This is a genomic window from Nocardia sp. NPDC051321, assembly GCF_044455225.1.
Taxonomy (GTDB): domain Bacteria; phylum Actinomycetota; class Actinomycetes; order Mycobacteriales; family Mycobacteriaceae; genus Nocardia.
In genome coordinates, this window is sequence record NZ_JBITEM010000007.1 from 81438 (window position 1) to 94748 (window position 13311).

Here is a 13311-nt window from a genome sequence, read left to right on the forward strand (position 1 = left end):
CCTCCGGTAACCGGTGATCTTCACGACTTACCAATGAACCTCTCATATCGGGCGGACGCGCCGCGCGGTGCGGAGTACGTTGGCGATGGCACCCCTCTCATGGACGAGGAAGTGAAGCAGGCAGATGGTTTCGCAGAACAACGAGGTCGGCACAGCCCAAAACGCTGCCGGCGCAGCGAAATTGGAAAAGGTAGTCATTCGGTTCGCCGGAGACTCCGGTGACGGTATGCAGCTGACCGGTGATCGTTTCACGCACGAAGCGGCCGCGTTCGGCAACGACCTCGCCACCCAGCCCAATTTTCCCGCCGAGATCAGGGCGCCACAGGGCACGTTACCTGGCGTTTCGTCGTTCCAGATCCAGATCGCCGACTACGACATCCTCACCGCGGGTGACCAGCCGGACGTGCTCGTCGCGATGAATCCGGCCGCGTTGAAGGCGAACCTGGAGGATCTGCCGCGCGGCGCGACGGTGATCGTGAACACCGACGAGTTCACCAAGCGCACGCTCACCAAGGTGGGCTACGCCGCCGACCCGCTCGACGACGGCACGCTCGCTGATTTCGTGCTGCATCGCGTCCCGATGACCTCGCTCACCCTTGGTGCCACCGAGTCCACCGGCGTCGGCAAGAAGGACGGGCAGCGCGCGAAGAACATGTTCGCGCTCGGCCTGCTGTCCTGGATGTACGGGCGGCCGATCGGCGGCACCGAAAAATTCATGCGGGAGAAGTTCGCCGCCAAACCGGACATCGCCGAGGCCAATGTGCTGGCGTTCCGTGCGGGCTGGAATTACGGCGAGACCACCGAAAGTTTCGCCACCACCTACGAAATCGCGCCAGCGAAGCTTCCGCCGGGCACCTACCGGCAGATCACCGGCAACACCGCGCTCGCGTACGGGCTGGTCGCGGCGGGTCAGCTGGCCGGGCTGCCGATCTTCCTCGGCACCTACCCGATCACCCCGGCCTCGGACATCCTGCACGAGCTGAGCAAGCACAAGAATTTCGGCGTCACCACCTTCCAAGCCGAGGACGAGATCGCGGGAATCGGTGCGGCGCTTGGCGCTTCGCTCGGCGGCGCACTCGGCGTCACCAGTACCTCGGGGCCGGGGCTCGCGCTCAAGAGTGAAACCATCGGTCTCGCGGTGATGACCGAACTGCCGCTGCTGGTGATCGATGTGCAGCGCGGCGGGCCGTCCACCGGCCTGCCGACCAAGACCGAGCAGGCCGACCTGCTGCAGGCGCTGTACGGGCGCAACGGTGAATCGCCGGTCGCCGTGCTCGCGCCGCGCTCCCCCGCCGACTGTTTCGCCACCGCGGTCGAGGCGGCCAGGATCGCGCTCACCTATCGAACGCCGGTGCTGCTGCTTTCGGACGGATCGATTGCGAATGGTTCTGAGCCGTGGTCGATTCCGCGGGTCGCCGACCTCGCGCCGATCGACCCGGCGTTCGAGCCGGACGGCGACGACGCGGACCCGTTCCAGCCCTACGCCCGCGACCCGGAAACCCTGGCCAGGCCACTCGCGGTGCCGGGGACCAAGGGGCGCGCGCACCGGATCGGCGGGCTGGAGAAGGCCGACGGCAGCGGCAATATTTCCTACGAACCGGCCAACCATGAACTGATGGTTCGGTTGCGGCAGGCCAAGATCGACGGCATCAGCGTGCCCGATATCGAGGTCGACGATCCGGACGGGAAGGCCGAGCTGCTGATCATCGGCTGGGGCAGCTCGTACGGGCCGATCGGCGAGGCCTGCCGTCGCGTCCGCCGCCGCGGGGTTCCGGTCGCGCAGGCACACCTGCGTCACCTGAATCCGTTGCCCGCCAACCTCGGTGCGGTGCTGCGGCGCTATCGCACGGTGGTCGCGCCGGAAATGAACGGCGGCCAGCTCGCGCTGCTGCTGCGCGGCAAATACCTGGTCGATGTGCGGCCGTGGACGAAGATCGCGGGCACCGCGTTCTCCGCGCAGGAACTCGTCGGGGTGATCGACGCCGCCTTGGACGGCTCGCTCGAGGAGATGGAACAGGACAAGGCCTTCGCCGCTCGCGCGCGGGCCACCTACGTCACGACCGGGGGTACCGAATGACCATCGTGGAAACCTCGCTTGTCGGCACCGATCTGGGCCTGACCGGACTGTCCGGCGTGCCCGCCGCGCCGGGGCCGCAGAAGGTGAAGGACTTCACCACCGATCAGGAGGTGCGCTGGTGCCCCGGTTGCGGTGACTACGTGATCCTGGCGACCGTGCGCGGTTTCCTCGCCGAGCTCGGATTGCGCAGGGAGAACCTGATGTTCGTCTCCGGGATCGGCTGCTCCAGCCGCTTCCCGTATTACCTCGAGGCGTACGGCATCCACTCCATCCACGGTCGCGCGCCCGCCATCGCCACCGGCCTCGCGGTGACCAGGCCCGACCTGTCGGTCTGGGTGGTGACCGGCGACGGCGACGCGCTGTCCATCGGCGGCAACCATCTCGTGCACGCGCTGCGCCGCAACGTGAACATGACGATCCTGTTGTTCAACAACCGGATCTACGGCCTCACCAAGGGCCAGTACTCGCCGACCTCGGAGGAGGGCAAGATCACCAAGTCGACCCCGCTCGGCTCGGTGGACCATCCGTTCAACACGCTGTCGATCGCACTCGGCGCCGAAGCCACCTTCGCCGCACGGGCTTTGGACTCCGACCGAGCGGGCCTGACCGAGGTACTGCGCGCCGCCGCCGAACATCGCGGCACCTCGTTCGTCGAAATCCTGCAGGACTGCCCGATTTTCAACGACGGTTCGTTCGACGCCCTGCGCCGCGACAACGCCGCCGACCACCTGATCCCGCTGCACCACGGCGAACCCATCCGCTTCGGCGCCGAAGGCGAATTCGCCGTCGTGCAAAGCGGTTTCGGCCTCGAGGTAGTCGGCACCGACGCCGTCGCCGAGTCCGACATAATCGTGCACGACGCCTACACCGACAACCCCGAATACGCCTACGCCCTCTCCCGCCTCTCCGACCAGGGCTTGAACCACGTCGTCACCGGCATCTTCCGCAGCGCCACCCGCCCCACCTACGACGACGGCGTCCGCGCACAGACGACGATGGCACGCGAACGCAAACCGATCGACCAGGACTCCCTGCAGTCCTTACTCTCCGGCCAAGAAACCTGGACAGTCGCCTAGCCCCGAACCCACCAGCGCGCCCCCAACTCTCCCCCCCGTCCCCCGAACAGCCCAAAGTCGCCACCCCGCCCCGCCCGGCGACCAGACAACGCCGAACGGGACCTGACGGCGGCAAAGTGCGAGTAACACCGCCCTCATGTCCCATTCGACGAAGACCAGGCGGCCCCTGCCGTGGCCATCCACCGGCCCCAGCGCAACGTTCACCCGCGAACGGGACATAGTGGCGGCAAAGTGCGAGTAGCGCCGCCCTCATGGCCCGTTCGGTGCAGGGTCAGGCGCGCTTGGCGAAGCCTAGGTCGATTACGGCGTCGCGTTCCTGGGTGAGTTCGGCGATGCTGGCGTCGATGCGGGTGCGGGCGAAGGCGTCGATGGGGAGGTTGGGGACGATGGTGTAGGTGCCGTTGGCGCAGGTTACGGGGAACGAGCTGATCAGGCCCTCGGGGACGCCGTAGGAGCCGTCGGACGGGACGGCCATCGAGACCCAGTCGCCGTCGGCGGTGCCGCGGACCCAGTCGTGGACGTGGTCGAGGGCGGCGCTGGCCGCGCTGGCCGCCGAGGAGGCGCCGCGGGCCTGGATGATCGCGGTGCCGCGCTGCTGCACGGTGGGGATGAAGTCGTCGGTGAGCCAGGCCGGGTCGCCGATGCGGTCGAGGGCCGGGCGGCCGTCGATGGTGGCGTGCGCGATGTCCGGGAATTGGGTCGCGGAGTGGTTGCCCCAGATGGCAATTCGCGCGATGTCGGCGGCGGGCGCGCCGGTTTTCTTGGCCAGCTGCGCGATCGCGCGGTTGTGGTCGAGGCGGGTCATCGCGGTGAACCGTTCGGCGGGCACGTCGGGCGCGTTGTTCATCGCGATAAACGCGTTCGTGTTGGCCGGGTTGCCGACCACAAGCACCTTCACGTCGTCGGCGGCGCTCGCGTTGATCGCGGCACCCTGCTCGGTGAAGATGGTGCCGTTGGCGGCCAGCAGATCCGACCGCTCCATCCCCGCGGTGCGCGGCCGCGCGCCCACCAGCACCGCCACATTCGCCCCCGCGAATCCCACCCACGGGTCATCACTGATGTCGATGGACTCCAACAGCGGAAACGCCCCGTCCTCCAGCTCCATCGCCACCCCCTCCAGCGACGCCACCGCGGCCGGAATCTCCAGCAACCGCAACCGCACCGGCGTATCCGCACCGAGCATCGCCCCGGACGCGATCCGGAACAGCAGCCCGTAGGCGATCTGCCCCGCGCCTCCGGTCACGGCGACGGTCACGGGCGCGGTCCGAGCTGCGGTGCTCACAGCAAACTCCTCTTGGGGTAGGCAGACTCTCGTTCTTCACCCTAACGACTCTCACCGCCCCAAAAACCACACGGTGAGCAACACGACAGTCACCCCCAAACACCCAGCACGCGGCTGCCCGCCAATGTCACCGCCGCACACGAACTAGTCTCACGTGCACTGAATTGCCAGCGATAGTGTGCGCGGCAGCCGACTGAGGGCGCGGCAGGCGATTACGCGCGCAACACTCCACCTCGTACATCGCACAGCGGCCGCCCGCCAATGACACAGCCGCACACGAACTAGCCCCACGGGCACTGAATCGCCAGATAAAGTGCGGGGCAGGCGGCTGAGGGCGCGACGCCCACCTCGGACACCGCACAGCGGCCGCCCGCCGATGTCATCGCCGCGCGCGAACTGGCTTGGCGCGCACCGAATTGCCAGCGACTACCCGCGCAGCGGGCGGTTACGCACGCGGCGAGGTCAGGTGAGGGCGGCCACTTCGCGATCGGTGAGCACCACCGGGGAGACGGCGTCCTTGGTGCGAGCCATTTGGACGGCGCGGTAGAGCGGACGCTCGGGGAGACCGGCGTCGCGGGCTTCGGCGCGTAGCTGGTGGACCAGGAGCGCCGAGACCGCTACGGCGGCGGCCAGTTGGCTGGTGGCCAGCGCGTCGGCTAGGCGACGGAGGCCGAGCAGGTGCATTTCCCGCCCGCTACCCGCGTCGGTGTACATGGCCAGGGGGACGATTTGGGATATCTCGCCCGCGGTGACGCGCAGCACGATTCGGCTGAGGCGGGCAGGGAAGATCAAGACTTCCACGCCGGTGGCCGCGGAGACCTCGACCTGACGCTCACCGAACAGCCGGCGGGCATGGATCATGGTGCCCGCCATCCACATTCGGCGCCGACGCACGGCGACCGCGTAACCGACGGTCGGTGCGCCGACGACCAGGCCGATGGCTACCGCGACGGGCCAGCTGACGACGGTCGCGGCCAGCAGCGCGGATCCGATCCCGATACCGGCGGCGGCCAGCGCCAGCCGCCGCAGCATGGGCGCGTACATTTCGGGCGCGACGAGGTCGAGTCCGATGGGTGGGTCCGGGTGCTGCTCACCAGAATTCGACGACACAGGCCCACCTCTCCGCGACTCCGGCGCCACGTCGTGCGCGCAGTTACGTTACCCCCGCACCCCCGGTCGAGTGCGCCCTTCGAGGACGTTGTCGCCGGTTCTGTTTGTCGACTCCCCCAACTGTGCGAGCGCCGCGCCTCGATCACGCCGAGCCCTGACCTCATGATCGACGGGACACAATGGCGGCATTTCACGAGTAACGCCCCCGTTGATCGTGGTGCTCGGTCGCTGATGACAACCCGGCGAAGAAACGGGCAGAACGGCTCGGGAACGCTTCGGCTCTGCGAGAATTGGCGTCCTCGAATCGAGGTGTGCGATGAGAAGTAGCAGGTCAGCCGCAGGGTTCGCGGTCAGCGTCGCCCTCGGTGCGTGTCTGTTCACGGCGGGCTGCCCGAGCGGCGACCCGGCAACGCCCTCGCATACCGTCGGGCCCGCCCCCGCCGGGACGACCGGCGCGCCAACGGTCCCGAGGATCATTCCGCCGACCGCCGCTCCGGTGACCCGCGCGACTACGAAAGACAAACCGGGCCCTCCTGTTTGGACAACGGCGAAGGCACCGAAGTCCACGACATCACCTCCCGTGCCGACGACCTCCCGGTGACGCGGTCCAACGCCCTCATCCCGTCGCCGCTGTCGTTTCTCGCCCCGATCGCCTCGCAAGCGGCCGCGGTGACTGCCGTCCTCTATTACTTCGGATGGGCTTACAGCCGAGCGTTTTTCGGCTATTTCGGCCTCGACGTCAACATGCTCAGCTACTCGACCCAGGACTACCTACTGCGCAGTCTCAACGGGGCCTTTTACCCGGCGACGGTCACCCTGTTCGTGATCGTCGTGCTGATTTCCGTGCAGCAGCTCCCTGAATGGCACGCCATCCGCAGCCGCCGCCCACGGCGCACGCTGCGGCGGTGGGTGGTGCTCATCGGCACCGTCGGCGCGGCGCTGCTCGCGGTGGCGCTGCTGTCGATGCTGCTGTCGTTCGACTTCGGCGGCGCGCGAATCACGCTGCCACTGCTGCTGATCGCGGGCGCGATACTGGTCGCCTACGCGGGACTGCTGCGCCGCAAGTATCCGGTGTTGCTGCGGGCCCGCCGCCGAGTCACCGGCAACGCGTTTCAGATCCAACTGACAGGGCTGATCGCCCTCATCGCCCTCGGCTACCTCTGGGCCGTCGGCGCCGCCGCGGACCACCAGGGTCACGGCGACGCGCAACGCGCCGAGGCCGCCCATTTCGTCGACCGCTCCTCGGTCCTGATCTTCAGCACCGAACGTCTGGCGATCGAAGGTGCCGGCGCCACCGTCGGCGAGATCACCGCACCGGGCGAGAAGTACCGCTACGTCTACAGCGGCCTGTGGCTACTCGCCGCCACGCCGGACCGTTATTTCCTTATCCCGCAACGGTGGTCGGTGGCACAGGACCGGGTCTTCATCGTTCGCGACAGCGACACCATGCGCATCGATATCGCCCGGAATCCGTAGACCCGGTCCCGCGACTACGAGGAAACGTCGAGCGCCTCGCGAATCGCGATGACCGCCTCGTCGATCGGGATCTGGCGCTGTTCCCCGGTTGCCATATCCTTCAAGCCGATCGTCTCCTCGGTAAGATCGCGATCCCCGAGCACCAGGGTGAACTTCGCACCGGACCGGTCGGCCGCTTTCATCGCACCCTTGACGCCACGCCCGCCGTAAGCCAGATCGACGCTGATCCCCGCAGCACGAAGCGACGCGGCGAGCACCACCAGTCGCTGCTTGGCCGCATCGCCAAGCGGCACCCCGAACACCTCGCAGCGCGCGGCCTCGCCCGCCGTCTTGCCTTCGGCCTGCAACGCAAGCACGGTGCGATCGACACCGAGCCCGAATCCGATGCCGGACAATGGTTGTCCGCCCAGCTGCGCCATCAGTCCGTCATAGCGCCCGCCGCCACCGATGCCCGACTGCGCGCCGAGCCCGTCATGCACGAACTCGAAGGTGGTCTTGGTGTAGTAGTCGAGCCCGCGCACCATCCGCGGATTCACCACGTACGGCACGCCGAGCGCGTCCAGGTACCCGAGCACCTGATCCAAGTGCGTCTTCGCGGATTCGGAGAGGTGATCGATCATCAGCGGCGCGTCGGCGGTCATTTCGCGCACCTCGGGCCGCTTGTCGTCGAGCACCCGCAGCGGGTTGAGCTCGGCGCGCCGCTTGGTCTCCTCGTCGAGCGGCAGCCCGAACAGGAACTCCTGCAACAGTTCCCGATACTGCGGACGGCAGGTCTCGTCGCCGAGCGAGGTGAGCTCCAGCCGGAAATCCGCCAGCCCGAGCCCGCGGAAGCCCGCGTCGGCGATCGCGATCACCTCGGCGTCCAGCGCGGGATCGTCCACCCCGATCGCCTCGATGCCGACCTGCTGCAGCTGGCGGTATCGACCGGCCTGAGGGCGCTCGTAACGGAAGAACGGCCCGTCGTAGACCAACTTCACCGGGAGCTGCCCGCGATCGAGTCCGTGCTCGATTACGGCCCGCATCACCCCGGCGGTCCCCTCGGGGCGCAGCGTCACGCTGCGGTCGCCGCGATCGGGGAAGGTGTACATCTCCTTGCTGACCACGTCGGTCGACTCGCCGACGCCGCGGGCGAACAGCCCCGTGTCCTCGAAGACCGGCAGCTCGATATGTCCGTACCCGGCCAGTCGGGCGGCGCGAATGAGTCCGTCGCGCACCGCGACGAATTCGGCCGAGCCGGGCGGGACGTAATCCGGTATCCCCTTCGGGCCGGAAAAGCTGCTGGTCTTGGTCACGATGGTCCAGTTTTCACCACCACGCCCCGTCAAGTCCAACCGGTTACGCCGTTGGCCCGTCGTTGTCCGTTATGCGCGCTTCGAATCGAGTGTGAGGCGCACCGCTCTCAGGAAGTGTCGAGCAGTCTCAGGAATAAATGGCAGACTCTCATGCCGTAACAACCGGACACGGGAGGAACGTGGTAGTGCCGAGCAACGAACAGCGGCGAGCAGCGGCGAAACGTAAGTTGGAGCGCCAGCTCGCCAACCGGGCCGAGCGCGCACGCAGGCGCAAGCAACTCACGATCGCCGGGTCGGTGCTCGGTGTTGTCGTTTTGGTCGCGGCGATCTCCGGCGTGTATTTGCTGACCAAGGGCGACGACAGCGGCTCCGACGCCAAGGACACGCCCTCGTCGAGCAGCGCACCGTCCGCGGCGGCACCGCCCGCGGCGGCGGCCAAGCCCGCGATGGTCAACTGCGTCTACAAGGACAGCCAGAAGCCCGCCGACAAGCCGGTGACCAAGCCGGCCAAGGCCGACGGCATCCCAACCACCGGCAACGACGCGAAGGTCAGCGTCAGCATGGAGACCAATCAGGGTCCGATCGGCCTGACCTTGGCCAACGCCGAATCACCATGCACGGTGAACAGTTTCGTCAGCCTGGCGTCGCAGAAGTTCTTCGATGGCACCAGCTGCCACCGGATGACCGCGAGCGAGGGCCTGAAGGTGCTGCAGTGCGGTGACCCGACCGCGAGCGGCATGGGCGGGCCCGGCTACGAGTTCGACAACGAGTACCCGACCGATCAGCTCGACGCCAACGATCCGATGGCCGCCCAGCAGCCGATCGCGTACAAGCGCGGCACGCTCGCCATGGCGAACGCGGGTCCGGGCACCAATGGCAGCCAGTTCTTCATCGTCTACGGCGATTCGCAGCTGCCGCCGAACTACACCATCTTCGGCACCGTCGACGAGAACAGCATGGGCACCCTGGACAAGATCGCGAAGGCGGGCCAGGACAACTCCAACGGCCCCGGCGACGGCAAGCCGAGCCAGCCGGTGGACATCCAGTCGGTGCGCATCGACTAGCGATCCGCGAAACCCGTACGGGCCCCGCGCCGATTCGTCGGCGCGGGGCCCGACACGTGTCGCGATGATGAAGGGCACCCTAATAGTTCGGTAAGGGTTGGCTTAGACCGGAGATCCTCCGGCGAGTTACCAAGCCTGTCGGAATTGTGCGATATATGCTGATAAGCAGCACGGCCGTACGGTTGCGGCAGTGCTTTCTCGGGTAACCTCGAAACACGGAGTTCGCGTAGCGTGGCAACCCCTCTAACGGGCAACCCCCGAGCAAGGGAAATGCGGCGACACAGTTCTCCCGGTGTCCACGTTTGCAGCCGGGGCATCGTCGGACGGACTACAGTCCCCTGGCGGTGTCCAGACGAAGCACCACAACATCCATAGTGATCACTGCAGCATCGGGGAGCAGCCATGTCCGAGGAACTGGACGACATCGGCCGCGAGACAGCGGCCATGATGAGGACTATGTTGCAGCTTGCGACCCTGGTCGCACTGCGGACCCGCGAGCGTGGTCAAAAGGAAGCCGAAGCGCGCGTCAAGGTCACCGAAGCTCGCATGAAAGAGGCCCGCGAGATGCAAATCCGCGAGGCCCGCGACGCGAAGGCCAAGGACCCGCGCAACACCGAACTCGCCAGGATGATCGAGAAGCCGATCCCGGAACGTGGTGTGTCGCTGGAGAAGGACCGCTTCACGGCGCAGGCCGAAGCGACCCGCATGGCGGGCATCGCCGCCGCGGCGCACGCCAAACCCAAGGTGCTGGAGTACGACTCCCCCGAACGCCGGATGGCGATCGCCGCGCATTTGGCGAAGATGGGAGTCGCACCGGAACTCGCCGCGGTACGCATGTTGATCGAAGTAGGCCAGGGCCAGCCGCCGATCGAGGCGGTACGCACCCGCTCCGAGGAGGCGCCCGCGGTCACCAGGGCCAAGGAACAGGACGCGCGCTCTCGCGGTCTGGAGCGCACACGCTAGTCCGCACCACAACGTAACGAGCCGAGGTGCTTACGGAATCAGCTGTCCCGTAAGCACCTTCGCTTTATCTCAGCGGCGGAAATCGCCCATCGTCGGATCACCGAACATCCCGTGCTGCGGCGACTTCAACGGCAACGGGCTCAACATGTCCTTGTGCCCGTTGCGCACACTGCAGTATTTGAACGGCCCCTTGGGATCGAACAGCTTGGCCATGTGCGGATCGGCGTGGTCGAGGAACCACACGCTCAATCCCGTTGCACCGTTGAGCCGGAAGTGTTCCCACGCTCGCCACATCGCGTCCAAGCGTGCGACCGCCTCGGCGTGCTGAAACCATTCCGGGCACCATACGGTGTCGCTGAGGTCGGTGACCTGACGCCGATAAACCAGGCTGAGATAGTTCTCGACGAACTCCACCACGCTCGCGTAGATCATGGGTTGCTGCTGCTGTTCGGTCACGACTTCGCCTCGCTACCGCTCGTCATGGTCGCGACAGCAGGCCCGGCACCCGCGGCCCGCTCGCTAGCCTTGGTCACAGTGGCCTGACCTCCTCGATCTGCCCGTACTCCGCCGGCTGCGTACCCTTGCTCAGCGAGGGCGTGCCAGGGATCAGGTCACCGATTTCCGTCTTGCGCTGCGGATCATGGTGCGAGATGGACTTCGTCACCTCGGCAGCGTACTCGCCCTCCCACCAGGGGACGGTGCGAACCAACACCGGCGGCGCGCCGGACGGGAAAACGATCACCCGCCCGCGCGGCAACTGCGCGAGACCCTGCACGCTGAAGGTCTTCGACGAGCCGAGCGAACGCGAATAGCTCTTGCTGCCTTTGGATTCCGACACCGACGCCGAGACGACCTCGTAGTCGCCGATCGCCTCGGAACGCTCGCGCAGGAAGTTCGTGTCGTCAACCCCACTGCCGAGCACCTTGATGTTCGCGGCGGCCCACAGCGCGTTCATGCCCGGCTCGCCCCAGCAGCGCACGCCCTGCGCCCACGACTGCAGCACGGTCATCACGACGATGCCCCGCGAGCCGAAGTGGCTGTACTGCTTGGGCAGATCCTTCCAGCGCACCACGTTCGCCGCCTCGTCGAGCACCGCGAGCAGCGGGATGGGCAGCCGCCCGCCGAGCGACTGCGACGCCTTGCGCATCGCCACATCGATCACGGCCTCGGTCAGCGCGCTCACCAGCGGCGCCGCCGAGCCGCGCCCTTCCAGCGACAGGCTGTAGAGGGTGCCGTTGCGCTCGATGAATTCCAACTCGTCGAACTCCCGGCGATCACCGCCGCGGGTGATCCACGGGTGCACATTCGACAGCTTCAGGCAGCGGATCATCTTCTTGGCCGTCCCGAAAATGCCGCTGCGCGTGCGCTCGTCCGCGTTGTACTGGGACGCGAGGCCCGACGCTGTGTAGTGGTGCCTGGCCGCGCGCAACAACAGGAGCGGCTCGGTGTCACCGGGATTGGTCACCCATTCCCACACCTGCACGATCGGCCTGCTGCCGTTCTGATCGCCGACGGCCGCCGCCAAGAACAGCCCGGCCAGCAGATCCTCGGCCTCCGGGTCGAAGAAGGCGTCCGTCTTCGCGTCGGAACCATCGTCGCCGTCGGCGAAATGCCCGGCCAGTCGCGCCGCCCGCATTTCGCAGCCCTCGCGGCGGGCATCGACCCAGGCCAGCGGATCCCAGAACCAGCTCGGCTCCTCACCGGCGACCCCCTGCGGGTCGAAGACGAACGTCGGACTTCCCTTGGCTTCCCGCACATCTCGGGTCGCGTCCACCACGTCGCGCTTGTTCGAGGTGGCCAGCACCGGACCGATCGCGGTGAGAATGGCCGGGACCACCCGGGAGGTCGACTTACCCTGACGCGGCCCCCAGATGTCGAGATGCAGGTCTTCGTAAGAGCCGTACAGCATCTCGCCGTCGGCGATGCCGATGCCGATGGGCACGCCGGGCACATCATCCCTACCGAGCCGCACCCCGAGCTGAATGGCCTTCTCCCGCACACCCTTCGCGGTGAGATGGGCGATGGCGCTGCCCTGGCCCATCACATCGGCCTTGTCGTCGACCGGCAGCCTGCCCACCGACCTGCGCTTCTTCAGCCGCTTGCGGATGACAACCCAGGCCACCAGCGCCAGGACCACGAGCAGCACGATCACCGTCGACGCGCGCGGCCAATGCAGTTTGCCCTTGACCAGATCCGCGACGATGGCGATCGGGTTGATCGGGATGGACTGCGGGGTCACCGCGAGCATGTTGCCCAGATGCAGCGCGACCCAGAGCGTGGCCACCACCGCGATGCCGGCGTACAGCAGGATCATGGCCGCGTCCGGTCCGATCGCGGCCGGATCCTTAACCACCTTCTTCGCCATGTCTGCCTCCTACTTTCGGTACGGGAAATGTCTTGGTGTTCAGCGGAACGCGTCGAGCCGCCAGCCGTCGGGCGTGCGCACCACGGTGGCGATGACCGTCGCGGGCGGCAGCGGTTCCTTGCGGCCGTTCGGGTAGATGACGGTCTGCTCGATCCCGATCTTGAACTGCTGCATGTTCGGATCGCCGCCGCCGGGCGCCTTCTCGCCGGAGGCGAAGGTGAACGCCTCGACGTTCGCCTTCGCGGTGGCCCAATCCGCCCACTGCAGCGTCGTCTTCGGCGCCTCCAGCCCGGTCGGCGAGCCGTCCAGCATGCGAACCAGGCTGGGGCCCAACCACTTCCGAGCCCGCGCCAGGGACGCGCCCTGAGTCTCGGTGGCGGGCTGCCAGGTGTAGATCTCCTTCAGCGCGGCCACCGCGACACCGTCGGGCGTGACCGGATCGGGTGCGGGCACGCCCTCGAGCATCCGGGTCGTTGACGTGGCCGGGTGCGCCCCACCGGATCCCGCGTCCGCGCGGTCTCCGCGACCGCAGGCCGCGCCCAGCATCGCGACGCTCACCACCAGCATCACCACCAGTTTCGCGCGTACCTGTGCATTCGAGGGGCG

The 13311-nt window shown here is 67.3% G+C and carries 11 protein-coding genes; 5 read left to right on the top strand and 6 right to left on the bottom strand.

Features of this window, described 5'->3' with window-relative positions; all coding sequences use genetic code 11:
• The first annotated feature begins 124 nt into the window (after positions 1-124).
• Together ACIA8C_RS17855 and ACIA8C_RS17860 are read left to right on the top strand one after the other, a co-directional pair.
• Positions 125-2077 (top strand): 2-oxoacid:acceptor oxidoreductase subunit alpha, encoded by a 1953-nt coding sequence (locus tag ACIA8C_RS17855; RefSeq protein ID WP_397135859.1) that lies wholly within the window; start codon positions 125-127, stop codon positions 2075-2077.
• On the top strand, positions 2074-3153 hold the full coding sequence (locus ACIA8C_RS17860; protein WP_397135861.1) for a 2-oxoacid:ferredoxin oxidoreductase subunit beta: 1080 nt from the start codon (positions 2074-2076) through the stop codon (positions 3151-3153). Before ACIA8C_RS17855 ends, ACIA8C_RS17860 begins: the two co-directional genes overlap by 4 nt.
• A 271-nt stretch (positions 3154-3424) precedes the next feature.
• Here the strand turns inward: ACIA8C_RS17860 and ACIA8C_RS17865 are convergent, their stop codons facing one another.
• Together ACIA8C_RS17865 and ACIA8C_RS17870 are read right to left on the bottom strand one after the other, a co-directional pair.
• The gene (locus ACIA8C_RS17865) at positions 3425-4435 is read right to left on the bottom strand and encodes a malate dehydrogenase (RefSeq protein WP_397135863.1); all 1011 of its coding nucleotides are present in this window, start codon (positions 4433-4435) and stop codon (positions 3425-3427) included.
• A gap of 462 nt (positions 4436-4897) precedes the next feature.
• A complete protein-coding gene (locus tag ACIA8C_RS17870; RefSeq protein WP_397135865.1) occupies positions 4898-5545 on the bottom strand; it encodes a hypothetical protein in 648 nt (215 codons plus the stop codon).
• Positions 5546-5914: 369 nt separating this feature from the next.
• Between ACIA8C_RS17870 and ACIA8C_RS17875 the strand changes: the two genes are divergently transcribed.
• Entirely contained in the window at positions 5915-7021 is a 1107-nt protein-coding gene (locus ACIA8C_RS17875) for a hypothetical protein (protein WP_397135867.1), read from the top strand.
• Between the two features lie 14 nt (positions 7022-7035).
• Here the strand turns inward: ACIA8C_RS17875 and hisS are convergent, their stop codons facing one another.
• Entirely contained in the window at positions 7036-8313 is a 1278-nt protein-coding gene (hisS, locus tag ACIA8C_RS17880) for a histidine--tRNA ligase (protein ID WP_397135869.1), read from the bottom strand.
• Between the two features lie 185 nt (positions 8314-8498).
• Between hisS and ACIA8C_RS17885 the strand changes: the two genes are divergently transcribed.
• Both ACIA8C_RS17885 and ACIA8C_RS17890 read left to right on the top strand, forming a co-directional pair.
• The gene (locus ACIA8C_RS17885; RefSeq protein ID WP_397135871.1) at positions 8499-9377 is read left to right on the top strand and encodes a peptidylprolyl isomerase; all 879 of its coding nucleotides are present in this window, start codon (positions 8499-8501) and stop codon (positions 9375-9377) included.
• A 402-nt stretch (positions 9378-9779) separates the two neighbouring features.
• Complete coding sequence (locus ACIA8C_RS17890; RefSeq protein WP_397135873.1) at positions 9780-10340, top strand: hypothetical protein; 561 nt, start codon at positions 9780-9782, stop codon at positions 10338-10340.
• Positions 10341-10409: 69 nt separating this feature from the next.
• On the opposite strand, the gene ACIA8C_RS17895 is transcribed toward ACIA8C_RS17890, so the two are convergent.
• From ACIA8C_RS17895 to ACIA8C_RS17905, 3 genes are all read right to left on the bottom strand, one after another.
• A complete protein-coding gene (locus tag ACIA8C_RS17895) occupies positions 10410-10796 on the bottom strand; it encodes a DUF4913 domain-containing protein (protein WP_397135875.1) in 387 nt (128 codons plus the stop codon).
• A 73-nt stretch (positions 10797-10869) separates the two neighbouring features.
• Entirely contained in the window at positions 10870-12705 is a 1836-nt protein-coding gene (locus ACIA8C_RS17900) for a type IV secretory system conjugative DNA transfer family protein (RefSeq protein WP_397135877.1), read from the bottom strand.
• Between the two features lie 39 nt (positions 12706-12744).
• A complete protein-coding gene (locus tag ACIA8C_RS17905) occupies positions 12745-13272 on the bottom strand; it encodes a hypothetical protein (RefSeq protein WP_397135879.1) in 528 nt (175 codons plus the stop codon).
• Positions 13273-13311 lie beyond the last annotated feature (39 nt).

Bases quoted from the DNA above. Each gene is read 5' to 3' on its own strand.
- ACIA8C_RS17860 (WP_397135861.1), top strand. From the start codon at position 2,074: ATGACCATCGTGGAAACCTCGCTTGTCGGCACCGATCTGGGCCTGACC.
- ACIA8C_RS17890 (WP_397135873.1), top strand. From the start codon at position 9,780: ATGTCCGAGGAACTGGACGACATCGGCCGCGAGACAGCGGCCATGATG.
- ACIA8C_RS17905 (WP_397135879.1), bottom strand. From the start codon at position 13,272: ATGCTGGTGGTGAGCGTCGCGATGCTGGGCGCGGCCTGCGGTCGCGGA.
- ACIA8C_RS17855 (WP_397135859.1), top strand. From the start codon at position 125: ATGGTTTCGCAGAACAACGAGGTCGGCACAGCCCAAAACGCTGCCGGC.
- ACIA8C_RS17900 (WP_397135877.1), bottom strand. From the start codon at position 12,705: ATGGCGAAGAAGGTGGTTAAGGATCCGGCCGCGATCGGACCGGACGCG.